This window comes from Streptomyces sp. NPDC021100 (genome assembly GCF_044333095.1).
Lineage (GTDB): Bacteria > Actinomycetota > Actinomycetes > Streptomycetales > Streptomycetaceae > Streptomyces.
Genome location: NZ_JBIRQH010000011.1, coordinates 12,753 through 38,146, shown reverse-complemented (window position 1 = coordinate 38,146; position 25,394 = coordinate 12,753). Strand labels below are relative to the sequence as shown.

At 72.7% G+C, this 25,394-nt stretch carries 24 protein-coding genes; 14 read left to right on the top strand and 10 right to left on the bottom strand.

What is annotated here, in order from left to right; genetic code table 11:
• Window positions 1-104 precede the first annotated feature (104 nt).
• The gene (locus ACH4PU_RS20460; protein ID WP_398273633.1) at window positions 105-998 is read left to right on the top strand and encodes a sterol desaturase family protein; all 894 of its coding nucleotides are present in this window, start codon (window positions 105-107) and stop codon (window positions 996-998) included.
• Window positions 995-1,765: a lysoplasmalogenase gene (locus ACH4PU_RS20455; RefSeq protein WP_398273630.1), complete on the top strand. Its 771-nt coding sequence runs from the start codon at window positions 995-997 to the stop codon at window positions 1,763-1,765. Before ACH4PU_RS20460 ends, ACH4PU_RS20455 begins: the two co-directional genes overlap by 4 nt.
• On the opposite strand, the gene ACH4PU_RS20450 is transcribed toward ACH4PU_RS20455, so the two are convergent.
• Window positions 1,726-3,252, bottom strand: coding sequence for a S8 family peptidase (locus ACH4PU_RS20450; RefSeq protein ID WP_398273627.1), 1,527 nt, complete (start codon window positions 3,250-3,252; stop codon window positions 1,726-1,728). The genes ACH4PU_RS20455 and ACH4PU_RS20450 overlap by 40 nt on opposite strands.
• A gap of 370 nt (window positions 3,253-3,622) precedes the next feature.
• Window positions 3,623-3,757: a hypothetical protein gene (locus ACH4PU_RS20445; RefSeq protein ID WP_260630448.1), complete on the bottom strand. Its 135-nt coding sequence runs from the start codon at window positions 3,755-3,757 to the stop codon at window positions 3,623-3,625.
• Window positions 3,758-3,995: 238 nt separating this feature from the next.
• Here ACH4PU_RS20445 and ACH4PU_RS20440 point away from each other — a divergent pair, with 238 nt between their 5' ends.
• The 3 genes from ACH4PU_RS20440 to moaA all read left to right on the top strand — a co-directional run bounded on the left by ACH4PU_RS20440 (window position 3,996) and on the right by moaA (window position 7,140).
• A complete protein-coding gene (locus tag ACH4PU_RS20440) occupies window positions 3,996-4,385 on the top strand; it encodes a DUF485 domain-containing protein (protein ID WP_398273623.1) in 390 nt (129 codons plus the stop codon).
• Window positions 4,382-6,031: a cation acetate symporter gene (locus ACH4PU_RS20435; RefSeq protein ID WP_398273620.1), complete on the top strand. Its 1,650-nt coding sequence runs from the start codon at window positions 4,382-4,384 to the stop codon at window positions 6,029-6,031. Before ACH4PU_RS20440 ends, ACH4PU_RS20435 begins: the two co-directional genes overlap by 4 nt.
• Window positions 6,032-6,141: 110 nt before the next feature.
• Complete coding sequence (gene moaA, locus ACH4PU_RS20430) at window positions 6,142-7,140, top strand: GTP 3',8-cyclase MoaA (protein WP_398273617.1); 999 nt, start codon at window positions 6,142-6,144, stop codon at window positions 7,138-7,140.
• Between the two features lie 21 nt (window positions 7,141-7,161).
• Here moaA and ACH4PU_RS20425 read toward each other — a convergent pair whose 3' ends face one another.
• Window positions 7,162-7,404: a hypothetical protein gene (locus ACH4PU_RS20425; protein WP_398273614.1), complete on the bottom strand. Its 243-nt coding sequence runs from the start codon at window positions 7,402-7,404 to the stop codon at window positions 7,162-7,164.
• Window positions 7,405-7,641: 237 nt separating this feature from the next.
• Entirely contained in the window at window positions 7,642-8,004 is a 363-nt protein-coding gene (locus ACH4PU_RS20420; protein WP_398273611.1) for a DUF3099 domain-containing protein, read from the bottom strand.
• A 237-nt stretch (window positions 8,005-8,241) separates the two neighbouring features.
• Here ACH4PU_RS20420 and ACH4PU_RS20415 point away from each other — a divergent pair, with 237 nt between their 5' ends.
• A complete protein-coding gene (locus ACH4PU_RS20415; protein WP_398273608.1) occupies window positions 8,242-8,520 on the top strand; it encodes a GlsB/YeaQ/YmgE family stress response membrane protein in 279 nt (92 codons plus the stop codon).
• Between the two features lie 137 nt (window positions 8,521-8,657).
• Here the strand turns inward: ACH4PU_RS20415 and tyrS are convergent, their stop codons facing one another.
• The 3 genes from tyrS to ACH4PU_RS20400 all read right to left on the bottom strand — a co-directional run bounded on the left by tyrS (window position 8,658) and on the right by ACH4PU_RS20400 (window position 13,220).
• Window positions 8,658-10,073 carry a tyrosine--tRNA ligase gene (tyrS, locus tag ACH4PU_RS20410; protein WP_398273605.1) on the bottom strand — a complete coding sequence of 472 codons (1,416 nt, stop codon included), beginning with the start codon at window positions 10,071-10,073 and terminating at the stop codon, window positions 8,658-8,660.
• 137 nt (window positions 10,074-10,210) lie between these two features.
• A complete protein-coding gene (locus ACH4PU_RS20405; RefSeq protein WP_398273602.1) occupies window positions 10,211-11,647 on the bottom strand; it encodes a metallopeptidase TldD-related protein in 1,437 nt (478 codons plus the stop codon).
• Between the two features lie 52 nt (window positions 11,648-11,699).
• Window positions 11,700-13,220: a TldD/PmbA family protein gene (locus ACH4PU_RS20400; protein WP_398273598.1), complete on the bottom strand. Its 1,521-nt coding sequence runs from the start codon at window positions 13,218-13,220 to the stop codon at window positions 11,700-11,702.
• Between the two features lie 193 nt (window positions 13,221-13,413).
• On the opposite strand from ACH4PU_RS20400, the gene fabG reads away from it, so the two are divergent.
• The 3 genes from fabG (at window position 13,414) to ACH4PU_RS20385 (ending at window position 15,520) form a co-directional block, all read left to right on the top strand.
• Window positions 13,414-14,133 carry a 3-oxoacyl-[acyl-carrier-protein] reductase gene (fabG, locus tag ACH4PU_RS20395; protein ID WP_398273595.1) on the top strand — a complete coding sequence of 240 codons (720 nt, stop codon included), beginning with the start codon at window positions 13,414-13,416 and terminating at the stop codon, window positions 14,131-14,133.
• 5 nt (window positions 14,134-14,138) lie between these two features.
• Window positions 14,139-14,909 (top strand): enoyl-ACP reductase FabI, encoded by a 771-nt coding sequence (gene fabI / locus ACH4PU_RS20390; RefSeq protein WP_398273592.1) that lies wholly within the window; start codon window positions 14,139-14,141, stop codon window positions 14,907-14,909.
• A 287-nt stretch (window positions 14,910-15,196) separates the two neighbouring features.
• Window positions 15,197-15,520: a hypothetical protein gene (locus ACH4PU_RS20385; RefSeq protein WP_398273589.1), complete on the top strand. Its 324-nt coding sequence runs from the start codon at window positions 15,197-15,199 to the stop codon at window positions 15,518-15,520.
• On the opposite strand, the gene ACH4PU_RS20380 is transcribed toward ACH4PU_RS20385, so the two are convergent.
• On the bottom strand, window positions 15,505-16,209 hold the full coding sequence (locus tag ACH4PU_RS20380; RefSeq protein ID WP_398273586.1) for a FadR/GntR family transcriptional regulator: 705 nt from the start codon (window positions 16,207-16,209) through the stop codon (window positions 15,505-15,507). The two genes, ACH4PU_RS20385 and ACH4PU_RS20380, sit on opposite strands and share 16 nt — an antisense overlap.
• Window positions 16,210-16,246: 37 nt before the next feature.
• Here ACH4PU_RS20380 and ACH4PU_RS20375 point away from each other — a divergent pair, with 37 nt between their 5' ends.
• From ACH4PU_RS20375 to ACH4PU_RS20360, 4 genes are all read left to right on the top strand, one after another.
• Complete coding sequence (locus ACH4PU_RS20375; RefSeq protein WP_398273583.1) at window positions 16,247-17,653, top strand: CynX/NimT family MFS transporter; 1,407 nt, start codon at window positions 16,247-16,249, stop codon at window positions 17,651-17,653.
• A gap of 115 nt (window positions 17,654-17,768) precedes the next feature.
• The gene (locus tag ACH4PU_RS20370; RefSeq protein ID WP_398273580.1) at window positions 17,769-17,885 is read left to right on the top strand and encodes an SGM_5486 family transporter-associated protein; all 117 of its coding nucleotides are present in this window, start codon (window positions 17,769-17,771) and stop codon (window positions 17,883-17,885) included.
• A 244-nt stretch (window positions 17,886-18,129) separates the two neighbouring features.
• Window positions 18,130-18,360: a hypothetical protein gene (locus ACH4PU_RS20365; protein ID WP_398273577.1), complete on the top strand. Its 231-nt coding sequence runs from the start codon at window positions 18,130-18,132 to the stop codon at window positions 18,358-18,360.
• Window positions 18,361-18,433: 73 nt separating this feature from the next.
• Window positions 18,434-18,952, top strand: a complete 519-nt coding sequence (locus ACH4PU_RS20360; protein ID WP_398273574.1) for a SixA phosphatase family protein — start codon at window positions 18,434-18,436, stop codon at window positions 18,950-18,952.
• A gap of 217 nt (window positions 18,953-19,169) precedes the next feature.
• On the opposite strand, the gene serB is transcribed toward ACH4PU_RS20360, so the two are convergent.
• Together serB and ACH4PU_RS20350 are read right to left on the bottom strand one after the other, a co-directional pair.
• Window positions 19,170-20,402, bottom strand: coding sequence for a phosphoserine phosphatase SerB (gene serB / locus ACH4PU_RS20355; protein WP_398273572.1), 1,233 nt, complete (start codon window positions 20,400-20,402; stop codon window positions 19,170-19,172).
• 77 nt (window positions 20,403-20,479) lie between these two features.
• The gene (locus ACH4PU_RS20350; RefSeq protein ID WP_398273569.1) at window positions 20,480-22,393 is read right to left on the bottom strand and encodes a streptophobe family protein; all 1,914 of its coding nucleotides are present in this window, start codon (window positions 22,391-22,393) and stop codon (window positions 20,480-20,482) included.
• A gap of 232 nt (window positions 22,394-22,625) precedes the next feature.
• On the opposite strand from ACH4PU_RS20350, the gene ACH4PU_RS20345 reads away from it, so the two are divergent.
• On the top strand, window positions 22,626-25,295 hold the full coding sequence (locus ACH4PU_RS20345; RefSeq protein WP_398273566.1) for an FHA domain-containing protein: 2,670 nt from the start codon (window positions 22,626-22,628) through the stop codon (window positions 25,293-25,295).
• Window positions 25,296-25,394 lie beyond the last annotated feature (99 nt).

The window sequence follows — 25,394 nt, the reverse complement described above, 5'->3', positions numbered from 1 at the left end:
CCGCGCACCCGCTCCCGCCTCTCCGAACCCCCGGTAACGCGCGATCGGTACCCGACGGTAACAACCCCTAGCGGCAGGCCCGTAGGGGTGCTTATGGTGCCGTCATGCCGCACCTTCCGGATGTCGTGTTGTGGTCGGTCCCCGCCTTCGCCGTGCTCACCGCGATCGAAGTGGTGAGCTACCGGATCCATCCGGACGAGGAGGCCGAGGGGTACGAGACCAAGGACGCGGCGACCAGCATCGGCATGGGCGTGGGCAGCGTCGTCTTCGACGCGCTCTGGAAGATCCCGATCGTGGCGATCTACAGCGCGATCTACGCGCTCACGCCGCTGCGCGTCCCCATCCTCTGGTGGACGCTGCCTCTGATGCTGCTCGCCCAGGACTTCTTCTACTACTGGTCGCACCGCGGGCACCACGTCGTCAGAATCCTGTGGGCGTGCCACGTGGTGCACCACTCCAGCCGCAAGTTCAACCTCACCACCGCGCTCCGCCAGCCGTGGACGACCTGGACGGTCTGGCCGTTCTACGTCCCGATGGTCGCCGCCGGCGTGCACCCGGCGGCGGTCGCGTTCTGCTCCGGGGTCAACCTCGTCTACCAGTTCTGGGTGCACACCGAGCGGATCGGCAGGCTGCCCCGGCCGTTCGAGTACGTCCTCAACACCCCGTCCCACCACCGCGTCCACCACGCCTCGCAAGGCGGCTACCTGGACCGCAACTTCGGCGGGATCCTGATCGTCTGGGACCGCCTCTTCGGCTCCTTCGTCGCCGAGGCCGAACGGCCGGTCTACGGGCTGACGAAGAACATCAGTACCTACAACCCGCTCCGGGTCGCCACCCACGAGTACGCCGCCATCGCCCGCGACCTCCGCGCGGCCCGGAGCTGGCGGGAACGGGCCGGGCGGATCTTCCGCGGCCCGGGCTGGCAGCCGCGCCCGCCGGCGGCGCCGAGGCTCCGTACCCCAGCCGAGAAGGCCGCGGCACCGGAGAGCGTCGGATGAGGGCCTTTCGCCGGAGTTCCCGGTCTTCGCGCAGGCCGCCGCTCGCCTTCGCCGCCGCCGCGGGCGTCCACCTGGGCGCGCTCGCCGGCGGCGCCGAGCCCGTCGCCCGCGCCACCAAACCGGTGCTGATGCCGCTGCTCGCCGAGTACGTCCTCCGCCGCGGCGGACCCCGGACGCTGGCCCTCGCCCTGCTCTTCGGCTGCGCCGGCGACACCCTGCTCCAGGCCACCGGGGAACTCCCGTTCCTGCTGGGCATGGGCGCCTTCGCGGCCGGACACGCCTGCTATCTCGCCCTGTTCGCCCGGCACGGAGACCGGCATGGGGACCGGAACGGAGGCCGGCAAGGAGACCGGGGCGCGGGCCGCCGGCTCGCGGCCGGCTACGCCGCCGTCTGGGCCGGCACGACGGCCCTGCTGTGGCCGGGCCTGCCCGCCGGACTCCGGCCGCCCGTCGCGTTCTACGGTCTGCTGCTGACGGCGACGGCGTTCGGCGCCGTCCGGACCGGACGCCGGGCGGCGGCGGGCGGCGCGCTCTTCCTGCTCTCGGACGGCCTCATCGCGAGCGGCCTCGCCGGGCGGCCGCAGCCGCCCGCACCCCAGTTCTGGATCATGCTGACCTACCTGGGCGCCCAGTTCCTGCTGGCGGAGGGCGTCCTGAAGGCCGCCGCCGACAGCACCGAGGGGGCCCGGCGCCGGCCGGACCCCCTCCGCGTACCAGACGTCGTGCGTCAGTTCTTCACGGCCGCCAGGGCGTCGACGATGCCGTAGCCGTAGTGGCTGTTGATGTTCTTGGTGCCGACGCAGGGAGCGTCCGCGGGGGCGTTGACCGGGCAGCCCGGGTTCTTCGCCTGGGCCTTGAGGATCCACTGGATCTCGGCCGCGTTGGACTTCGGGTGCGTCGCCTTCAGCAGCGCCGCCACACCGGCCACGTGCGGACCGGCCATCGAGGTGCCCTGCAGCCAGGCGTAGTCGCCACCCGGCATGGTGGACAGGATGCGGCCGTCCTTGGCGGGGGCGTCCGGCACCTGGCGGACGTCGCCGCCGGGGGCCGCGACGTCGATGACGCCCTGGCCGTAGTTGGAGTAGTACGACTTCAGCGAGTTGACGCCGGTCGCGGAGACGGTGATGACACCGGGCAGCTGGGCCGGGACGTCCAGGCAGGTGGACGGGTCGATGTCACGCGAACCGGGCTTGGTGTCGTTGGGGCTCGACTTGTCCGTGATCTTCTTCGCGGCCAGGTCGAAGTTGGAGTTGCCCGCGGAGGCCACGTTGACGACGCCCTTGCGGTCGGCGTACGCGGTGGCGCGGCCGACCGCGTCGGCTATCGCCTTCTGGTCCGCGTCGTTCGCGCAGTTGAACATCCACGGGTCGACGTAGTAGCTGTTGTTCGTCACCGCTATGCCGTGGTCGGCGGCGAAGACGAAGGCGCAGACCACGCTCTCCGCGTAGAAGAAGCTGCCGCCCTTGGTGCTCACCTTGATGGCGGCGACCTTGGTGTTCGGGGCGACGCCCGTGACGCCTATCCCGTTGCGGGCCGCGGCTATGGTGCCGGCGACGTGCGTGCCGTGGTAGTCCGTCTTGGGGTCGTACGGACGCCAGGCACCCGCGCTGGTGTCGGCCTTGCCGGTGACGCAGCTGGCCGACTGGGCGCGGGAGAAGTTCGGGGCCAGGTCGGGGTGGGTGTCGTCGACGCCCGTGTCGATGACGCCGACGGTGACCTTGCGGCTGCCCGGGTTGATCTTCGCGGCCTTGTCCGCCTTGATGGCGGCCATGTCCCACTGGAGGCTCTCCAGCGGCTCCTTGCCCGGCTTGGCGGTCTTCGCCGCGGCCAGCGCGTTGGCCTTCGACAGCTTCAGCTTCTCGGGCTTGCCGACGTCCGTGGTGGCCGCCGGGGTGATGGGGGCGGTCCGGGTGGCTCCGGCCGACTCGACGCCGGGCACCGTGCGCAGCGTCTTGGCGAAGTCGGGGTTCTTGGAGTGGACGACGATGACGCCGATCTTGTCGTACGACTCCACGATGCTGCCGCCGTTGCTGCCGACGGCCTTCTTCACCTGGTCGAGCGTGGCCCGCGCGGTTCCGGTGTTCACCACGTACGACAGCAGCGGCCCGTCCGCCCGCACCTTGGCCTGCGGGGCCTTCGCGGCCGGCGCGGCGGCCGAGGCGGTGCCCGGCAGGAAGCCGATCGAGGCGGTGAGGGCCAGGCCGACGGGGAACGCGAGGGCGGCGTGCCGGCGTCTGGGGCGCAGATGAGCCATGGGAACTCCACATCATCCGGGGAGCCGTCGGGCACCAGGCGTGCCGGACGGGTACATGACGAGTGAAGCTAGCGCCGATCATGGGCGATGAGCAATGAATTCCCCAAGAAAAAACCGGCGCATGCCCGCCACAAGCCTGGGGAACAGGACAGTCCGTCCGCTCTGCCCCGGGCGGGGACACTTCGCCGGCCGCCCGCCGGCCACGCCGCCGGACGGTCGTGGGGGCGGGAAGGGCTCAGCCGCCGCAGGCGCGTAGGGACGGGAAGGGCCCGGCTGCCGAAGGGGCGTGGGGGCGGGAAGAGCCCGGCCACCGCAAGGGCGCGGGGGCGGAAGCGCCCACCCGCCGCGAGGGCGTACGGGCGCGCGCCGCTCAGCCGCCGCCCCCGCGCAGGGCGTCGATGCTCAGCAGCGGCAGCGGCACCCGCGGCCCGTACCAGCGACAGCGACCCGCGGTCGGGAGGGCGGCGGGCCGGGGAGCGGGGACGGCCGCTATGGGGGACGTCAACCTGATGACTCCGAACGGTCGTCGACCGGGGGACTGCGGCTGAGGCGGCGACTCGGTGCTCACTCCAGGTCAACGAGGCGGCGTGCGGCGGGTATTGCGCCGACCGGCCGCGCTGCGCCATGCATCGTCCTCCCCCTGTCGCATACTGCGGTGTCCCTCTACGATGCGTGATCCGAATCACAGTCCCTCGTGCATCGGACACCACTCACACCCCCCAACCCCACCGTCAGGAGAGGCCGTGGACTCAGAAGAGGTCGCGGAGACCCCACCCACCACAGCACACCCGGAGGGCGCGCCCGCCCGCCCCGGGATCCCCGGTCAGCCTGACCGCTTCACCGCCGTCCAGGGCAGCGCCGAGTTCGGCGAACTGCGCCGTGCGCACCGGTCCTTCGCCTTCCCGCTGACCGTCGCCTTCATCGGCTGGTACCTGCTCTACGTCCTGCTGTCCAACTACGCCGGCGGCTTCATGGGCACCACCGTGGCCGGGCACGTCAACGTCGCCCTCGTCCTCGGACTCGCCCAGTTCCTCACCACCTTCCTCATCGCCTGGTGGTACGCGCGGCACGCCGCGGCCCGTATCGACCCCAAGGCGGAAGCCCTCAAGGCCCGTATGGAGGCCGCCGAATGACCGGCGCACCGACCGCCGTCCCGACCGCCACCGAGGTGCTCGCCGCCACCGGCGGCGCCGGGGAGCACCGCACTCTGATCATCACTCTGTTCTCGGTCTTCGTCGCCATCACCCTGGGCATCACCGTCTGGGCCGGCCGGCAGACCAAGGGCACCGACGACTTCTACGCCGGCGGCCGCTCCTTCACCGGCTTCCAGAACGGCCTCGCCATCTCCGGCGACTACATGTCCGCCGCCTCGTTCCTCGGCATCGCCGGCGCCATCGCCCTCTTCGGCTACGACGGGTTCCTGTACTCCATCGGCTTCCTCGTCGCCTGGCTGGTCGCCCTGCTGCTCGTCGCCGAGCCGCTGCGCAACTCCGGCCGCTTCACCATGGCCGACGTCCTCGCCCACCGGCTGAACCAGCGGCCGGTGCGCACCGCCGCCGGCACCTCCACCATCGTCGTCTCGATCTTCTACCTGCTGGCCCAGATGGTCGGCGCGGGCGCCCTCGTGGCCCTGCTGCTGGGCGCGAGCGGCGAGGGGTCGCGGCGCTGGATCATCGCCCTGGTCGGGCTGGTGATGGTGCTGTACGTGACGATCGGCGGGATGAAGGGCACCACCTGGGTGCAGATCGTCAAGGCGGTCCTGCTCATCGCGGGTACCCTGCTGATCACCATCCTCGTGCTCAACAAGTTCCACTGGAACCTCTCCGAGCTGCTCGGCGCCGCGGCCGACAAGAGCGGCAAGGGCAAGGCGTTCCTGGAGCCCGGACTCCAGTACGGCAAGGACGGCACGTCCAAGCTCAACTTCGTCTCGCTGGGCATCGCGCTCGTCCTGGGCACGGCCGGCCTGCCGCACATCCTGATCCGCTTCTACACCGTGCCCACCGCCAAGGCGGCCCGGAAATCGGTGAACTGGGCCATCGGCATCATCGGCGCGTTCTACCTGATGACCATCGCGCTGGGCTTCGGCGCCGCCGCCCTGGTCGGTTCCAAGGCGATCGTCGCCTCGAACGAGTCCGGCAACACCGCCGCGCCGCTGCTCGCCGAGGAGGTCGGCGGAGGCGCCGGCTCCACCGGCGGCGCCATCCTGCTCGCGGTGATCTCGGCCGTCGCCTTCGCCACCATCCTCGCGGTGGTCGCGGGACTCACCCTCGCCTCCTCCGCCTCGTTCGCCCACGACCTGTGGGCCAATGTGATCCGCAAGGGACGCACCGACGAGAAGGAGGAGCTGCTCACCGCCAAGATCGCGGCCGTGGTGATCGGCGGGATCTCCATCGCGCTGGGCATCTTCGCCCACCGGCTGAACGCCGCCGCCCTGGTCGCCCTCGCCTTCGCCGTCGCCGCCTCGGCCAACCTGCCGACGATCCTCTACAGCCTGTTCTGGAAGCGCTTCACCACCCAGGGCGCCCTGTGGTCGATCTACGGCGGACTCGTCAGCTCCGTCACCCTGGTGATCTTCTCGCCGGTCGTCTCCGGCAACGAGAAGGCCCTCTTCCCCGGCATGAGCTTCGACTGGTTCCCGCTCGGCAACCCCGGCCTGGTCTCCATCCCGCTCGGCTTCCTGCTCGGCTGGCTGGGCTCGCTGCTCTCCCGCGAGGCCGCCGACCCCAAGAAGTACGCCGAACTGGAGGTCCGCTCGCTCACCGGCTACGGCGCGCACTGACCCGTACGCCCCCCGAGCACCGGCGGTCCCGTGAACTGTCGGTGCTCAGGGGGCATCGCGTACGCTGCGATCAGCGTGAATCATCGGCCATCAGCGGGAGGGGCAGCGCCGTGCTCGTCGACACCTACGGCCGCGTCGCCACCGACCTGCGGGTCTCCCTGACCGACCGGTGCAACCTGCGCTGCACCTACTGCATGCCCGAGGAGGGCCTGAGCTGGCTCGCCAAGCCCGAGCTGCTCACCGACGACGAGACCGTCCGCCTGGTGCGGATCGCTGTCACCCTCCTCGGCGTCACCGAAGTCCGCTTCACCGGCGGCGAACCGCTGCTCCGGCCCGGCCTGGTGGACATCGTCGGGCGGTGCGCCGCCCTCCGCGCCGACGGGACCCGCCCCCGGCTGTCGCTCACCACCAACGGCATCGGCCTCGCCCGTACCGCCGACGCCCTCAAGGCCGCCGGCCTGGACCGGGTGAACGTCTCCCTCGACACCCTGCGCCCCGACGTCTTCGCCGCGCTCACCCGGCGCAGGCGCCACCAGGACGTCCTCGACGGCCTCGCCGCGGCCCGCGCCGCCGGCCTCGAACCCGTCAAGGTCAACACCGTGCTGATGCCCGGGCTCAACGAGGACGAGGCGCCCGACCTGCTCACCTGGGCCGTCGAGAACGGCTACGAACTGCGCTTCATCGAGCAGATGCCGCTGGACGCCCAGCACGGCTGGCGCCGCGAGCGGATGATCACCGCGGGGGACATCCTGACGAGCCTGCGCACCCGCTTCGCCCTCACCCCCGAGCCCGGCCCCGAGCGCGGCTCCGCGCCCGCCGAGCGCTGGCTGGTCGACGGCGGCCCGGCCCGGGTCGGCGTCATCGGCTCCGTCACCCGCCCGTTCTGCGCGGCCTGCGACCGCACCCGGCTCACCGCCGACGGACAGGTGCGCACCTGCCTGTTCGCCACCGAGGAGACGGACCTGCGGGGCGCCCTGCGCGCGGGGGCCGGCGACGAGGAGATCGCCGAGCTGTGGCGGCGGGCGATGCGCGGCAAGAAGGCGGGCTCGGGCCTCGACGACCCGGCGTTCCTCCAGCCGCGCCGCCCGATGTCCGCGATCGGCGGCTGACCGCCGCCGTCGGCAGGGGGCTCAGCGCTCCCGCGCCTCCCACTCCTCGAACCGCACCACGTCCTTGAGGAAGCCGCGCAGTCCCAGGAAGTCCGACAGGTGCGCGCGGTGCTCATCGCAGGCCAGCCAGGTCTTGCGGCGCTCGGGGGTGTGCAGCTTGGGATTGTTCCACGCCAGCACCCACACCGCGGGGGCGCGGCAGCCCTTGGCGGAGCAGATCGGGGCGGCCTCAGGGGAGTTCGGGGCGGTCTCGGGGAAGTTCACACGTCAACTCTACGTAACCGCGTCACCCGGGTCCCCCGACGCCTCGTTCCGCCGACATGCGGACACGACGACGCCGGGCAGCCACGGGGGAAGCCGCCCGGCGTCGATCATTCGCTCCGACGGGGGATGCGGAGCGCCTACGAAGTATGTCACGGAGAGCCCCCTGAAGGGCACCGAAAGACATGATTGATTTGAGCTTTTCCTGAGCTTGCCCTTATCGGGCACGAACGCCAAGCCTCAGCCCTGGCCGCCCTGTTGACCCAGGCGACCGCTCTCATCAGCGGACTCTTGGGCTCCATCGGGGCCGTGCGGCAGGGCGGGCCGCGTGGGCGCGGGGATGAACGTCCCGGGCAGCGAAGGGGCGTTCTCCCGGCCCGCGTTGGCGATGACGACCGCGACGTACGGCAGCAGAGCGCCGAGCACCAGCGTGCCGATCGCCACGTAACGCTCCACGTTCCAGAGCACCACGGTGAGGATCACGGAAATCGTGCGGATCCCCATCGAGATCACATAGCGGCGCTGCCGGCCGCGTACGTCCTCGGCCAGTCCCTGGCGGGCCCCGGTGATCCGGAAGGTCTCCGTCTGGCCGCGCTTCCGCATCACATCCACCACCCGATTCGCCTCACTGCCTCCGGTTCGGTCCGTTCCTCGCACCGGTGTGTACTCAACGTTACGCCGCGGCCCCCGCCGCGACGAGGCCGGGGCACCTCCGTTTTCGCCGCCGGGACGGCGCTCGACGTGCACGGGGCGGCGTGCGGAAGGGTTCGACGTGCGCCGGACGGGTGGCGGGCCGACACTGGCGTGAGCACGCTCCGCAGCGTCGCACGAGGAGGCGGCATGAACTGGTTGTGGGCCATCATCGTCGGTCTGATCCTGGGCCTGATCGCCAAGGCGATCCTGCCGGGCAAGCAAGCGATTCCCATCTGGCTGACGATCATCTGCGGCATGGTCGGCGCCGTACTCGGCAACTGGGCCGCCAGCGCGCTGGGAGTCCGCCACACCCACGGCATCGACTGGATCCGGCACCTGCTCCAGCTGGTCGGCGCCGTCATCGTCGTCGCCATCGGGGACCGGCTCTGGGCCGGGACGCGGGGCAGGAGGGGAGCGCGGGTCTAGCCCGGCGGCACGCAGCCGCCCCCGGGAACGCGTACGGGCGGACCGGAGACCCGGCCCGCCCGTACGCGCGAGGGACGCCTCGCGGGGGATGCCTCTCGCGAGACGTCCCCCGCGAGAGACGTCTCGCTGATCGACGACTACAGCCCGCGGAGCTCCGCGATCCGCCGGCCCGTCTTGAGGTAGACGGCGCCCGCCGCCGGAAGACCGGCGCCCGACAGCAGCTCGGGCACCACCTCGGCCAGCGGACGGATCGCGTCCGCCTCGGCCAGCACGATCGCCTGCTGCCCGCCGTCGGTCTCCACGACCAGCCGCAGGCCGTTCTGCTTGGCGACCCGGCGCGCGGCCGAGGCGCTCGGCTGGAAGCCCAGCACCTTGCTGAGGACGGCCGTGACCGGCTCGGCGCCGTGCTCGGCCACCTCGACCACCGGCAGGTCGCCGACGTCGGTGAAGGTCTTCTTCGAGAACTGGGCGACGAACCCGGCCCGGGCGGCCATCGCGGCCTCGACCCCGTAGAGCGCGGCCACGACCTCACCGGCGAGGACCTTCTTCAGGTCCATCGGGTGCAGCGAACGCTCCCCGACCCGGCCGAGCGCGAGCGCGATCTCCGCGTCCGTCCACTCGGTCCACGCCTTCAGGTACGGCTCCATCAGCCGGTCCGGAACCGACATGATCTTGCCGAAGACATCGTCGGCGGTGGCGGTCAGGCCCACGTAGTTGCCCTTGGACTTGGACATCTTCGCGCCGGTGCCGTCGGTGCCCTCGATCAGCGGCATGGTCACCACGAGCTGCGGACGCTGCCCGCGCAGCTCCATCAGCTTGCGGCCCATCTGCAGGTTGAGCAGCTGGTCGGCGCCGCCGAGCTCGACGTCGCAGTCCAGCGCCACCGAGTCCAGGCCCTGCGCGATCGGGTACATCAGCTCCGACATGGTCAGACCCGAACCCGCGGCGAGGCGGTTGCGGAAGTCCTCGCGCTGCAGCAGCTGCGAGACCGGCACCTGGTTGAGCAGGCCCAGCAGCTCGGGGAAGGTGAACGGCGCCAGCCACTCGCTGTTCTGCCGGAAGCTGACCTTCTCGAAGTCGAAGAAGGGCCGCACCTGCTCGCGGTAGCCCGCGAGGTTCTTCTCGATGTCCTCGTCGGTCAGCGGCGGGCGCTCGGCCGTCCGGCCCGTCGGGTCGCCGATCTTGGCGGTGAAGTCGCCGATCAGCAGCGTGACCTCGTGGCCCATCCGCTGGAAGCGGTTGAGGACGATCATCGGCACGGTGTGGCCGAGGTGCACGTCGGCCGCCGTCGGGTCGATGCCCAGCTTGATGTGCAGGCTCTCGCCGGCGGCCCGGCGCTCGTCGATCCGCTCGGCCAGCTTGTCGGTACCGGGCAGCACCTCCACCGCGCGGCCGGCGATCAGCTCCGCCTGCTCCCGCGCCGAGAGGTCCGACAGGTCCAGATAACGCCGCGCCTTGGTCTCGGTGAGCAGCTGCTCCACGGTCGAGTCGAGGGAGAGGTCCTGTGCGAGGAGCTCACTGGCGCGGGCGACGGATTCGCCGAGGCGTGTCATGGCGTTCCTGAGATCTGTAGCGGACGGTGGGCCCCGGCGCCCGGAGGGCACAGGGGGCGGAGCGGGTCGGTCGTGCGCCAGTCTATTCGGCCGTGTGCGCGGCGCCCCCGCCCGTACCGCCCCCGACGCCCCGGCTCTCACACCCCCTTGCTGACGGAACTCATGTGGAAGTCGGGCACCCGCAGCGCCGGCATCGCCGCGCGCGGGCAGACCTTCGCCAGGTCGCGCGGCACCGTGCGCTCGGTGCGGCCCGCCTCCACCGCCCGGGACAGCAGGTCCACCGGCGACTCGTTGAACCGGAAGTTGTTCACCTCGCCGACGACCTCGCCGTCCCGCACCAGCAGGACGCCGTCCCGGGTCAGCCCGGTGACCAGCAGCGTCGCCGGGTCCACCTCGCGGATGTACCAGAGCGAGGTGAGCAGCAGCTCGGGACCGTCGTGCCCGCTCGCGGCGACCATCTCCTCCAGCGACCGGGTGCCGCCCGCCTCCAGGATCAGGTTGTCCGTGTACGGGGCGACGGGCAGGCCCGTCAGCGCGGCGGCGTGCCGGCCGGCGGTCAGCCGCTCCAGCACCCCGTCGCGGATCCAGTCCGTCGCCGCCAGCGGCAGCCCGCTGTCGAAGACCGACAACCGGGTGTCCGAGCCGTCCGTCAGCACGAACGGCGCGCACTCCAGGCCGGGGGCGTACGGATCGCTGCGCAGGGTCAGCGGCAGGCCGGACAGCTTCTCGCCCACCCGCGTCCGGCCGCCCGGCCCGCTGTCACCCGGCCCGTCACCGCCCGGCCGCGCGAACACCGTCCGCCCCTCCGCCGCGTCCCGCGCGTCCGCCCGCAGCTGCTGGTAGCACACCAGGTCCGCCACGGCCGCCGGCGGCAGCAGCGTCGGATACCGCCCGGCGGGCAGCTCGCTCCGGCCCCGGGCCGCCCAGGCCAGCCGCCGGGCCAGCTCCCCGTCCAGCACGCGCGGATCGACGTCGGCGAACCCCTCCGTGGCCCGCGACAGCCACGCCGACCCGGGACCGCGCACGTCCTTCGCGTTGAGCTCCACCCGGCCCATGGGCTGGTCGTGCCGCAGCCGGAGCCCGGTCGAGCTGCCCAGGTAGGAGGTGACCGTCTGGTGCCGGGCGTAGCCGTACAGCTCGCGGCCCTCGGCCCGGGCCCGGGCGAAGGACTCGCCGAGCGCCGGGGCGAACGCGTCGAAGACGGCGGCGGACGTCTCGCCCGGCGGCTCCGCGAACGCGGGGGAGTGCGGGACGTCCGCCACCAGCGGCCACGCGTCGTCGGCGGGCCCCGCCCCGCGCGCGGCCTCCTCGGCGGCCCGCACCAGCGGCTCCACGTCGTCGGCCGTCACCGCCGAGCCCGACACCACCCCGGCGGCCGTCCCCTGCCCGCCGCCCATCGTCGCGATCACGGTCACGGCGCGCCCGCGCGCGGTGCCATTGGTGGTCAGCGCGTTGCGCGCCCAGCGCAGATCGGCCGACGAGCGCTCCGCGACGACCACCGCGCAACCGTCCGCGCGGGACAGCGCGGGGGCCCGCTCCACGATCTCCTGCGGCCTGTTCCGACGTGCTGTCACGTGTGGGCTCCCCTCGTCGCCGTCCCGGTTCCGTACGCTTCCCCGCCGCGCCTCAACGGCCCGCCTCCCGCACCGTGTTGAGCACGTTCACCCCGCGGAACAACGCCGACGGGCAGCCGTGCGACACCGCCGCGATCTGCCCCGGCTGCGCCTTGCCGCAGTTGAACGCCCCGCCCAGGACATAGGTGTCCGGACCGCCCACCGCGGTCATCGAGCCCCAGAAGTCCGTGGTGGTCGCCTGGTACGCCACGTCCCGCAGCTGGCCCGCGAGCCGTCCGCGCTCGATCCGGAAGAAGCGCTGGCCGGTGAACTGGAAGTTGTACCGCTGCTGGTCGATCGACCAGGACCGGTTGCCGACGACGTAGATCCCCCGGTCCACGCCCGCGATCAGCTCCTCGGTCGACGGGCCGTCCGGCGCGGGCCGCAGCGAGACGTTGGCCATCCGCTGCACCGGCATGTGCGACGGCGAGTCCGCGTACGAGCAGCCGTTGGACCGGCCGAGACCGTGCAGCCGGGCGATCCGGCGGTCGAGCTGCCAGCCCACCAGGATCCCGTCCCTGACGATGTCCCACTCCTGGGCGGCCACCCCCTCGTCGTCGTAGCCGACGGTCGCCAGCCCGTGCTCGGCCGTCCGGTCGCCGGTGACGTTCATCAGCGGCGAGCCGTAGACGAGCTTCCCGAGCCGGTCCGGGGTGGCGAACGAGGTGCCCGCGTACGCCGCCTCGTAACCGAGCGCGCGGTCCAGCTCGGTGGCGTGCCCGACGGACTCGTGGATGGTCAGCCACAAGTTCGACGGGTCGATGACCAGGTCGTACGCGCCCGGCCGCACGCTCGGCGCGCGCACCTTCGCCGCCAGCAGCTCCGGCAGCTCGGCCAGCTCCGCGTCCCAGTCCCAGCCGGTGCCCGTCAGGTACTCCCAGCCGCGGGCCGTCGGCGGGGCCAGGGTGCGCATGGACTCCACGCCGCCCGCCGGGTCCACGGCCACCGCCGTGAACTGCGGGTGCACCCGGACGCGCTGCTGGGTGGTGACCGTACCCGCCGTGTCCGCGTAGAACTTGTTCTCGTGGATGGCCACCAGCGACGCGTCGGCGTGCGTCACCCCGTCGGCGGCCAGCAGCCGCGCGCTGAAGTCGGCCAGCAGGGCGGTCCGCTCGGCGGGCGGTACGCCGAACGGGTCCCGCTCGTACGGCGACACCCAGGTCCGCTCCGCGTGCACCGGCTCGTCCGCCAGCTCCACGCGGTCGCCCGAGCCGGCCGCGGCCGTCACCTTGCCGGCCAGCCGGGCCATGGCCACGGCCTGGCCGGCCACCCGGGCGGCGGCGTCCATCGTCAGCTCCGTCCCGGCGGCGAAACCCCAGGCGCCGCCGTGCACCACGCGTACCGCGTACCCCAGGTCCGTGATGTCCGCGGACCCCGCGAGCCGGGCGTCGCGCAGCCGCCAGGAGGCGTTGCGGACCCGTTCCAGGCGGAAGTCGGCGTGGTCGGCGCCCAGCGCACGGGCGCGGGCGAGGGCGGCGTCGGCGAGCGGGCGCAGGGGCAGTGCGAGGAATGACGCGTCGATGGCGTGCGGCACGGAACCTCCCGGGGTCGTCGCCGTGCATCATGCCCATCCCCGGGCCGCCTTCCGCAGGAGATTCTGTAGAGATCCAACAGGGACCGGCCACACCGCCTGTCAGTGCCCGATTGTCGCCCCGGCGACCTCTACCGATACGTTCGTGTAGTCCAGCTCCGTCCCTGTGCGGATTCGTCAACGGAAGGGTGATCCTTTGAGCCGCTCGGTTCTCGTCACCGGAGGAAACCGGGGCATCGGCCTCGCCATCGCGCGCGCGTTCGCCGACGCGGGCGACAAGGTCGCCGTCACCTACCGCTCGGGCGAGCCGCCCGCGGCGCTCTTGGACCAGGGGTGCCTGGCGGTGAAGTGCGACATCACGGACCCGGAGCAGGTCGAGCAGGCGTTCAAGGAGATCGAGGAGAAGCAGGGCGCGGTCGAGGTGCTGGTGGCCAACGCCGGCGTCACCCGCGACCAGCTGCTGCTCCGCATGTCCGAGGAGGACTTCACCTCGGTGGTGGAGACCAACCTCACCGGGACGTTCCGCGTCGTCAAGCGCGCCTCCCGGCCCATGCTCCGCGCCCGCAAGGGCCGCGTGGTGCTGATCTCCTCCGTGGTGGGCCTGCTGGGCTCGGCCGGCCAGGCGAACTACGCGGCGTCCAAGGCCGGCCTCATCGGCTTCGCCCGCTCCGTCGCCCGTGAGCTGGGCTCCCGGAACATCACCGTCAACGTCGTCGCCCCCGGTTTCGTGGACACCGACATGACGCGCGTGCTCAGCGACGAGCAGCGCGCGGGGATCGTGGCCAACGTTCCGCTGGGCCGCTACGCGCAGCCCGAGGAGATCGCCGCCTCGGTCCGCTTCCTCGCCTCCGAAGAGGCCGCATACATCACCGGAGCCGTCATTCCTGTCGACGGCGGATTGGGCATGGGTCACTGAACGCCATGAGTGGAATCCTCGCAGGCAAGCGCATCCTGGTCACGGGTGTCCTCACCGAGCAGTCGATCGCCTTCCAGGCCGCCAAGGTGGCCCAGAACGAGGGCGCCGAGGTCGTCCTGACCGGCTTCGGCCGACTCTCCCTGGTCGAGCGCATCGCCAAGCGGCTCCCGAAGCCGGCGCCGGTGATCGAGCTGGACGTCAGCAACCAGGAGCACCTGGACGGCCTGGCCGCCAAGGTGCGCGAGCACATCGGCGACGACGTGCCCCTCGACGGCATCGTGCACTCGATCGCCTTCGGCCCCCAGGGCGCCTTCAACTTCCTCGAGGCCACCTGGGAGGACGTCTCCACGGCCGTCCAGGTCTCGGCGTACTCCTACAAGTCGCTGGCCATGGCCCTGCTGCCGCTGATGCGCGAGGGCTCCTCCATCGTCGGCCTCACCTTCGACGCGCAGATCGCCTGGCCGAAGTACGACTGGATGGGCGTGGCCAAGGCCGCCCTGGAGGGCACCAACCGCTACCTCGCCCGTGACCTGGGCCCCAAGGGCATCCGCTGCAACCTGGTCTCGGCCGGCCCCATCAAGTCCATGGCCGCCAAGTCCATCCCGGGCTTCGAGGAGCTCGCGGACGTCTGGAACCACCGCGCCCCCATCGGCTGGGACCTGGCCGACCCGGAGCCGGCCGGCCGCGGCGTCGTCGGCATGCTGTCGGACTTCTTCCCGCGCACGACGGGCGAGATCGTGCACGTCGACGGTGGCGTGCACATGATGGGCGCCTGACGCTTCGGGCGTAGCTCCAGGCGTGTCGAGGGCCGCGGTCCGGGAAACCGGACCGCGGCCCTTTGTCAGTCCGTCCGGCGTTTGAGGACTGGGGGTACCCCCTCTGGGGGAGCGCGCAGCGTACTGCGGGGGTGCGGGGGCTCGCCCCAGCAAGAAATGGTGAATGGGGTGCCTCCTCTGGGGGAGGGACCGGGGCGCCTCACCCGGGGCGCAGCCCCGAGTCGAGAACCAAGCCGTCCACCCCCACACTGAGAGAACCGGACCACCGTGCGGGAGGAGGTACGGCAGTGATATGCACAGCGATACGCACCGCGGCAAAAGCCGCACCCCTGCTCCTGGTAGCGACGACCCTGGCCGCCCCGGCCGCCGCCGCCCCGCGCCAACAACAAGCCGAGTGCCACACCCGCATCCGCAACTCCCACGCCACGGCGGACTGCTACAACGGCAACGCCACCCCCGACCGCGTCCAGCTCCACCTCCGCTGCGCCCACTGGTGGGACCCGGCCATGGACACGGCCCCCGCGACCGTCGACCCCACCCGCCACGTCACCCTCTCGCAGCGCTGCTGGCTGCGCATACGCGAGGCATGGGTGAGTCACACCCCGGGCTGACCGCCGTGCGCGTCACCCTCCGCGTCCTCCCGCGCCACATACGGATGCTCACTCGCCTCCGCCGCCGCGGCACCCGCGTCCCCGGCCCGAATCGCCTCGACCAGCCTCCCGTGATCGGTCAGCGCCCGGGACCGCGGCTCGGCACCGACGTCCGCGCGCAGGAACTCCCGTACGACGAAGCCGAGGTCGGCGTAGAGCGCGGCCAGCACCTCGTTGTGCGCGGCGGCGACGACGGCGGTATGGAACGTGGCGTCGGCCTCGACGAACTCCTCCAGGTCCCCCGACCGCCACGCCTCCGCCCGCCGCTCCAGCAGAAGCTCCAGCTGGCTCAGGTCCGCGTCGGTCCGCCGCGACGCGGCCAGCGCGGCGGCCTTGGTCTCCAGGGCGCTGCGCAGCTCGGCGACGTGCCGTGGGTCGGCCCGGGCGAAGCGCCGGCCCATCACCCCGGCGAGTTCGCTGGTGGCGACGACGTACGTGCCGGAGCCCTGCCGGATCGCGAGCAGCCCGTTGTGCGCGAGGGCGCGCACGGCTTCCCGGACGGTGTTGCGGGCGACGCCGAGCCGTCCGACGAGCTCCGGCTCGGTGGGGATACGGGAGCCGACCGGCCACTCACCGGAAGTGATCTGGGCCCGCAGTTGTGTGATGACCTGATCGACCAGGGGAGTCTTGTGGGGCGAGGTCAGCGGCATGGCATTCCATTCATCCCATGATTCTATGATTGGCTGTATGACAGGTGCAGCAGCAGGCAAGGAGCCCACGACGGCCACGGCCTCCCACGGGACCCCCCACTCCGACGGGACGGCCCACCGCATCGTGACAGGGACCGCGCGGCCGGCCGCCTCGCCCTGGCCGCGGCGGTTCCTCGCCCTCGGCCTGGTGCTGGCGGCCTTCAACCTCCGGCCGGCCGTCACCAGCCTCGGCTCCCTCATGGAGGAGGTGCGGGACGGGCTCGGCATGAACGGCACCGTCGCCGGACTGCTCACCTCCATCCCCTCCCTCTGCTTCGCCGTCCTCGGCCCCGCCGCCCCCCGGCTGGCCCGCCGCTGGGGCCCGGCGACCGTCGTCTGCGCCGGCCTCGCGGCCATCGCCACCGGACTGGCACTCCGCCCGTTCGTGGCCGGCGTCGGGGGATTCCTGCTGCTCAGCGCGCTGGCGCTGGCCGGTATCGCGGTGGGCAACGTGCTGATGCCGGTCGTGGTCAAACGCTGGTTCCCGGACCGCGTCGGCCCGATGACCGGCCTGTACTCGATGGCCCTCACCGGCGGGGCGGCCGTCACCGTGGCCAGTACCGTGCCGCTGGCGGACGCGATGGGCGGCGGCTGGCGGCCGGGCCTCGCCGTGTGGGCGCTGCTCGCCCTCGCCGCGGCGCTGCCCTGGGCGGTCATCGCCCGCCGGCCGGGCGAACGGCCGGAACGCGCCGCGAAGGAGGCGCCGGCCACCGAAACCGCGCCGGAGGGCGCGGAACGCGCCCGTACGACCACCCCGAACACCGCTCCCCACAGCGCGCACGCCCCCCGGAGCGCCGACGTCACCGACGCGCGCGCCCCGCGCATCACCAGCAGCCCCACCGCCTGGGCCCTGGCGGTCTTCTTCGGCCTCCAGGCCACCGGCGCGTACATCACCATGGGCTGGATGCCCCAGATCTTCCGCGACGCGGGTGTCTCGGCCTCGACCGCCGGACTGCTGGCGGCGGTGACGATGCTGATGGGCGTCCCGTTCTCCTTCCTGCTGCCGCGTCTCGCGGCCCGGATGCGGAACCAAGGCCCCCTGGTCGTGGCGCTGGTCGCCTGCGGTCTGGCGGGGTACACCGGGCTGTGGCTCGCCCCGGTGGGCGGCTCCTGGGTCTGGGCGGTGCTGCTCGGCATCGCCAACAGCTCCTTCCCGCTGGCCCTGACGATGATCGGGATGCGCGCGCGGACCGGAGCCGGCGTCGTCCGGCTGTCCGCCTTCGCCCAGAGCGTCGGATACCTGATCTCCATTCCCGGGCCGCTGCTGGTGGGCCGGCTCTACCAGCAGACCGGCGGCTGGGGACTGCCGATCGCCCTGCTGGCCGCGCTGATGGTCCCGCAGGCCGTCGCCGGGGTGCTGGCCGGCCGCAACCGGAGCGTCGAGGACGAGTTCCGGCTCCGCTGATCCTGGCTCCGCTGATCCGACGCCGGCGAACCGACGCCCGCGCCGCCGCCCGGCGGTGGCGCGCCACGCCCGACCCCGGTGCCCGGCCGGGGGCGGCGGCTGCGACACTGGTGCCATGCCCGTCCTCGAACCCAACCCCCAGAACGGCCAGAAGACGCTTCTGGTCATCCTCGGCGCGATGCTCGGCATCACCGTCGTCATCGGCATCATCGCGACGATCGCCGCCGGCTGATCACTGATTGATCATCGGTTGGCCATCGTCTGATCGACGCCCGACCGTCGGCCGGCTCCGGCCGGCCGACGCACCTTCTCCTCTCCTCCGCCCCACCCCGGGGGTGGGGTTAACCCCCGTCCCCTAGGGGGTCTGCCTCCGGGAAAAGTGGGTGGCTTCCCGGATGGGAACTCAGGGGTCCCGCTCCGTAGATTCGAAGTGCACCGCGACGCGGCGGTGCACCGAGGCATCCACGGAGGAGACCATGCCCGCCGGCAGGCACACCCGCACCCGAGGCACCGCGCAGACCCGCCTGCCGTGGTGGGCCGTGGTCCTGCCCGCCCTGGCCTTCGTCGCTCTCTTCGCCCTGCCGGCCCTCCCCGTTCCGCAGGCGTCCGCGGCCCCGGCGGCGGAGGGCGAACGGACGGCGTCACAGAGCCCCGTCGCGCACGTCGTGCGCGTCGTCCGGCACACCCTGGACGGCTGGATATCGTGAAGCGTTACCCCGAGGAGGGCAAGCCTCCCAACACCCCGCGCCTCACGGCTGGTTTCATGCGAAGCTGGACGGCATGAGCGCCGACATGACCCGCAGGATCGTCCTCTTCCGCCACGCCAAGGCCGAATGGTCCGACGTCGACGACCACGAGCGACCGCTCGCCGACCGCGGGCGCAAGGACGCTCCCGTCGCGGGCCGCTGGCTCGCCGGCTCGGGTGTCGTCCCCGACCTGGCCCTGTGCTCGACAGCGGCCCGCACCCGCGAGACCTGGAAGCTCGCCGTCTCCGAGCTGCCCCAGCGCCCCCGGACGGTGTACGAGGACCGGCTCTACGAGGCATCGCTCGGTGAGCTGATCGCCCTGCTCAACGAGGTGTCCGACGAGGTGGGCGACCTCGTCGTCGTGGGGCACAACCCGGGGATGCACGCCCTGGCGGACGCCCTGTCGGGCGAGGCCGACGGGGACCTGCTGGCCCGGTTGAACCGCTCGGGATACCCCACTTCGGCCATCGCGGTGATCAGCTTCACCGGTTCGTGGAAGAGCGTCGAACACGGGGTCGGCCGACTGGTCGCCTTCTGGGCGCCGCACGCCTGACGAGCAGCCGGGCCGGTCGCGGACGGCGTGGCCCGGTCCAGGACGGCCCGCCCCGCCCCGGGGCGGCGGCCGGTGATCCGGCGGGGCGGTGACCGGCGGCCCGGTGCTCGCGCGCCCATGGATGCCGACGAGCGTGGGCATCCGGCGGGGCACCGGCGCGGTGGGGGAACGGCGGGGGAGCGGACCGGGTGGCGCCCAGGCGTCACCCGCGCCGGTGTCACTCGTGCGTGTTCGCCGCCTCGACCTCTTCACGGGTGACGCCCAGCAGATACAGCACCGTGTCCAGGAACGGCACGTTCACCGCCGTGTGCGCCGCCTCCCGGACCACCGGCTTGGCGTTGAACGCCACGCCCAGGCCGGCCGCGTTGAGCATGTCGAGGTCGTTGGCGCCGTCACCGATCGCCACCGTCTGGGAGAGCGGCACCCCGGCCTCGGCGGCGAACCGGCGCAGCAGCCGCGCCTTGCCGGCCCGGTCCACGATCTCCCCGGTGACCCGGCCGGTCAGCCTGCCGTCCACGATCTCCAGGGTGTTGGCCGAGGCGAAGTCCAGCCCCAGCCGCTCCCGCAGGTCGTCGGTGACCTGGGTGAACCCCCCGGACACCACGCCCACCTGGAAGCCCAGCCGCTTCAGGGTGCGGATCAGGGTCCGGGCGCCGGGCGTCAGCCGCACCTCCGCGCGCACCTTGTCCACCACCGACTCGGGCAGCCCCTCCAGCAGCGCCACCCGCGCGTGCAACGATTGTTCGAAGTCCAGCTCGCCGCGCATCGCCCGGGCGGTCACCTCGGCCACCTCGGCCTCACAGCCCGCGTGGGCCGCGAACAACTCGATGACCTCGTCCTGGATCAGCGTCGAGTCGACGTCCATCACCACCAGGCGCTGCGCCCGGCGCTGCAACCCGGCGGCCACAACGGCCACGTCCACCCCGAGCTTCGCCGCCTCTATCGCCAGCGCCGTGCGCAGCGCCTCCGTGCCGGCGCCGGAGACCGCGAACTCCACCGCCGTCACGGGGTACTTGGCGAGGCGGAAGATACGGTCGATGTTGCCGCCGGTGCCCGTGATGCGGGCCGCGATGGCGGCCGTGGACTCCGCGGTGAGCGGGTGCCCCAGCACCGTGACATGGGAACGGCCCGTGCCGCGCGGCCTGTTGTCGCCCCGGCCGGAGATGATCTCCGTCTGGAGGTGCATGGACTCGGCCCAGCTGTGCACCGTCGACCGCAGGCCGCCCTCGGCCGCGGCGCCTCCGGCGGGCGCGGTGACCAGCGCGCAGAGGGTGATCCGGCCCCGGGTGACGACCTGTTCGATGTCGACGACGTCGACCGCGTAGGCGGCGAGCGTGTCGAAGAGGCCGGCGGTGATGCCCGGCCGGTCCTTCCCGAAGATCTTGACGAGGAGGGTGGGCACGTCGTCACCGGCGGCGGGGGTGACGGGCGGGGGCAACGGTGCGCTCATGGTCCTTCTACCGTATCCGGTGCCCGTGAGGCGGTCGCAGGGGGAGGCGGACAGCGGGACGACTGTTCACCGGACCGCTACCCGCGCGGCGGCCGGCCGTCCGGTCCCGGCCACCCCCGGGGTGCGGGCGGCGGAGGCGGCGGTGGCGGGGGCGGGCTCCCGTACGGACGGCGGGAACGCTCCTGCGGCGGCCCGGGCCGGGGATCGCGCCGCGCACCGGAGGAGGGGCCGGCCGCGGGGCCGGGCGAGGTGGTGGCCGAGGGGTCGACCCGGGGGCCCGGGGGAGTGTCCGGGCGAGGCCCGGGTCCTGGGCGCAGATAGGGGTTGGTGTCGTCCCGTGCCGGACGGTAGCCGGGCGACGGCCGGTGCGGCCCGGGCTCGTCCTCCCCGCCCCCACCGGCCGAACCGCCCGCGCCTCCGCCGGCTGCTCCACCGGCCGAGCGCCCCGCGCCTTCGCCCGCCGCCCCACCGGCCGGGTGCCCATACCCTGAGCTGCCGTGCCCCGGGCCGCCGTATCCCGCGCCCGGCTGCCCCGCCGATCCCGGTACCGCCCCTCCAGGCCCCCACCCGTCCCCTTCTTCTCGTCCGCCTCGTCGTTCTCGTCCTTCTCGTCCTTCCCGCGCGTACGCCACGGCCCCCCGTCCCGCCGCCCCCGTGGCGCACGCGAGCAGCCCGCCCACCGTCCCGGCCGCCAGACCCCACGCCGCCCCGAGGGCCACCGCGAGGAGCCCGTTCCCCCGCAGGTCGAGCCCGGCGCCGACCGCGTCGACGCCCAGCACCGACAGCCCGGCGTCCGCCTTCACCCGCGTCCCGAGGACGAGCAGCGGCAGCGCCGCGGCCGTCACCACGCCCAGCGCGAGGCCGCACCGCCCCGCGTACGCCACCGCGCTCCGCGCCCCCCGGGGCGTACGGACCGCCGTGAGCACCCCGGCCAGCAGCAGGGCCACCGCGCACGCGACCGTCAGCAGCCACACCCGTCCGTCGTACTCCGCCAGCCGGCCCACCGTGACCGGCCGGTCGGTGCCCCCGGCCAGCAGGTCGTCGAGCGGGGAGGGGAGCACCTCCGTCAGCGTTCCCGCGGCCCGGCCGTGCCAGGGGACGAAGAGGCCGAGCGGCAGCCCGAGCCACACCCCGTTCGGCGCCCCGAGCAGCGCGCCGCCGGCCACCCGCCGGGGATGGTCGTCGCCGGCCGCGGCGACCAGCGCCGCGGCCCACCCGGCGGCGACGGCCAGGACGAGGACGCCGCACAGCGCCGAGGCCGCCGGCCGTACCGTCCGGTGGAGGGTGCCGGCACCGCGCGGCAGCGGGGCCCGGCGCGCGGCGAGCACGGCGATCAGCAGCACGGCCGCCACCCAGAACGCGCCGCCCAGCAGCGAGGGCCCGGTCCGTACCGAGAAGCCGACATCCGCCTTGGCCCGGGCGAGGTCGGCCAGCCCCTGGGCGAGCCCCCCGCCGATGTCCCCGATGTCGCCGACACCGGGAATCTCCAGTTTCGGAAGTTTCGGGCCGCTCCGCGCCGCGTCGCCGAGGCCGAGTCCTTTGCCCTGGAAGGTGAAGGTGGACGAGCCGGCCCAGGCCAGGCCTCCGAGCAGCAGCAGGAACACCGAGGCCACCACCCCGGCGCGCAAGGCGAGTTCACGGCCGCCGACCACCGGCCCCGCCGCCCGCAGCGACCGGGCGAACGACCAGCCGAGCACCAGCGCCCCCACCAGGCTCACGCCCAACGGCGTCAGCTCGATGGCGGTGTGCGCGGCGGCACCCCGGATCCCGAACGCCTCCAGCGACCCCGACGGCTCGACGGTCCCGCCGACCGCGAGGACGGTCACCGCGGCCGTCATCGGCCCCAGCTCCCCGGCCGCGTCCGCGCCGAGGAGGTGCAGCCCCAGTGCCGCCACCCCCGCCATGGCGAGGAACGCCCAGCCCACCCCCGCCACCGCGAAGATGATCATGTGGACGCCCCGCGCCGGGCGCCGTCCGCTGGTGATGGTCATCACGGCCCCCCGCTCCGCCCCCGCCCCGGCCCCCGGCCCCGGGGGTGAGTGACTCCCGCGCGGCCGTGGGTGATTACCACTCTCCGGTGGTGTTTCCGGCCCGTCAACGGCGCTCGGAAAGCGGGGGGCGCCAATCCCCGACTTTCGATCGGGGGACTGCGCCTGAAATAGTTCCTCCCGATGTTCGCCATCCCTAGACTCCCTGTGCAGGGGGTACATCGGGGGACAAGTAGTGGGGCATGGAGTGCCTGAACTCGTACTGGAATTGAATGGACAGACCTGGACGCTCGATCCGTCCCGGTCCTACACCCTCGGACGCGATCCGCAGGGCGACATGGTGCTGGAGGACGCCAGGGTCTCGTGGCGCCACGCCATCGTCCGCTGGGACGGCCGCAGTTGGGTGCTCGAGGACCAGGGCAGCACCAACGGCACCTACGCGCAGGGGCAGCGGGTCCACCAGGTGGAGATCGGCCCCGGCTCGGTCGTCCACCTGGGCAACGCGACCGACGGTCCGCGGCTGAGCGCCGCCGGTTCCGCCGGTGCCGCCGCGCCGCCCGCCGGCGACCTGTACAGCGCGCAGACCGCGCTGGCGGCCCAGCCCGGCCACGCGGCGCCGCAGCAGCAGGCCCCCGGCATGTGGCAGCAGCCCCCGCACGGCGGACCGCAGCAGTACCAGCAGCACCCGCAGTACCAGCAGCCCCACGGTGGCTGGCAGCAGCCGCAGGCCGCCGCCCAGGCGCCCTGGCAGCAGGCGCAGCAAGGGCAGCACCCGCAGCAGGCCCAGCAAGCTCCGCACGCCCAGCAGCCGCAGCAGGCGCAGCCGCACATCCCGCACCAGGCGTCCTCGCCGGAGCAGGGCCGGCCGCCCCAGGGCGCGGGGTCCGGCGCCCCGCCCGTCTACGGCGACCGCAGCCCGACCACGTTCCACCAGCTGGCCCAGGGCCGGGTGATGCGCATCGGTCGTGCCCTGGAGAACGAGCTGGTCGTCGCCGACCTCCAGGTCTCCCGGTACCACGCCGAGTTCCGGGCCACCCCCGACGGCCGCTTCGAGATCGTCGACCTGGGCAGCCACAACGGCACCTACGTCAACGGCCAGCCGGTCCGCCAGCAGGTCCTCGGTCCCCAGGACATCGTCGGCGTCGGCCACTCCACCTTCCGGCTCGTCGGCGACCGACTGGAGGAGTTCGTCGACACCGGCGACGTCTCCTTCTCGGCCCGCCATCTGACGGTCACCGTGGACGGCGGCAAGCAGATCCTCAAGGACGTCTCCTTCGGCGTCCCCGAGAAGTCGCTGATCGCCGTCATCGGCCCGTCCGGGTCCGGCAAGTCCACCCTGCTCAAGGCGCTGACCGGCTACCGGCCCGCCAACCAGGGCGACGTCCTCTACGACAACCGGAACCTGTACAAGCAGTTCGCCGAGCTCCGGCAGCGCATCGGTCTGGTCCCGCAGGACGACATCCTGCACAAGGAGCTCACCGTCCGGAAGGCGCTCCGCTACGCCGCCAAGCTCCGCTTCCCCGGCGACACCGCGCCCGCCGAGCGCGAGGCCCGCATCGACGAGGTGCTCCGCGAGCTCAAGCTCGACGTCCACAAGGACAAGAAGGTCACCTCCCTCTCCGGCGGCCAGCGCAAGCGCGTCTCCGTCGCGCTGGAGCTCCTCACCAAGCCGTCGCTGATCTTCCTGGACGAGCCCACCTCGGGCCTCGACCCGGGCATGGACCGCGACGTGATGCAGCTGCTGCGCGGCCTCGCCGACGACGGCCGTACGGTCCTGGTCGTCACCCACTCCGTCGCCGAGCTGGCCCTCTGCGACAAGCTGCTGGTCATGGCACCCGGCGGCTCCGTCGCCTACTTCGGCCCGCCGGAGGAGGCGCTCAACTTCTTCGGCTACGAGACCTGGGCGGACGTCTTCTCGGCGTTCGAGAACTACCGCGACTACGACTGGGCGGGCCGCTGGAAGGGCTCACAGCACTACCAGATGTACGCCGCGGACATCGACGCCGTCGCCCCGCAGTCGGTGCACGTCCAGCCGCAGATGGTCCGGCCGCACAAGGCCCAGAGCTGGGGCTCCCAGCTCTGGACGCTGATGCGCCGCTACGTCTCGGTCATCGCCTCCGACCGCGGGTTCATGGGCCTGATGCTCATCCTGCCCGCCGTCCTCGGTGGCGTGAGCTGTGTGATCCCGTCCGACTTCGGGCTCTCGGCGCCCCCCAAGGGCCACAACCAGGACGCCGGCACGATCATGCTGATCCTCGCGGTCGGCATGTGCTTCTCCGGGGCCGCCAACTCCGTCCGTGAGCTCATCAAGGAACGGGTGATCTACGAACGGGAACGGGCGGTCGGCCTCTCCCGGTCCGCCTACCTGATGTCCAAGGTCATCGTGCTGGGCGCGATCACCGCGCTGCAGGGTGTGATCATCTGCGCCATCGGCTTCTCCGTCCGGAAGCTGCCCGCCGAGGGCCTGATCCTCAAGGCGCTCCCGGCGGCCGAGCTCTGCCTGGTCATCATCGCGCTGGGCTTCACGTCCATGATGATCGGCCTGGTGATCTCCTCCCTGGTGAAGACCGCGGAGAAGACCATGCCGCTGCTGGTGATGTTCGCGATCGTCCAGGTCGTCTTCACCGGCATCATGTTCAAGGTCTACGACGCCCCGGGCGTCGAGCAGGTCGCCTGGCTGATGCCCTCCCGCTGGGCCATCGGCGCCGCAGGCGCCACCCTGGACCTCTCCCACCTCATGGCGCCCTTCGACAAGAACAACCCGAACAACCTCGACCCGCTCTGGGCGCACACGGTCAGTCAGTGGGGCATCGACCTGTTCGTCCTCCTCGCGCTCGGCGCCGCCTGCGGCTTCGCGGTCGCCCGGCTGCTGCGCCGGCACGAGCCCGAGGTCATGCGGAAGTAACGCGAAGACGGCCTGGGAAAAGGCCGGGAGAAAACAGGAAAGGCCGTCGCGAATTGTGACGGCAAAAAGGGCGGTGGCATCCGGAATCCCGGATGTCAC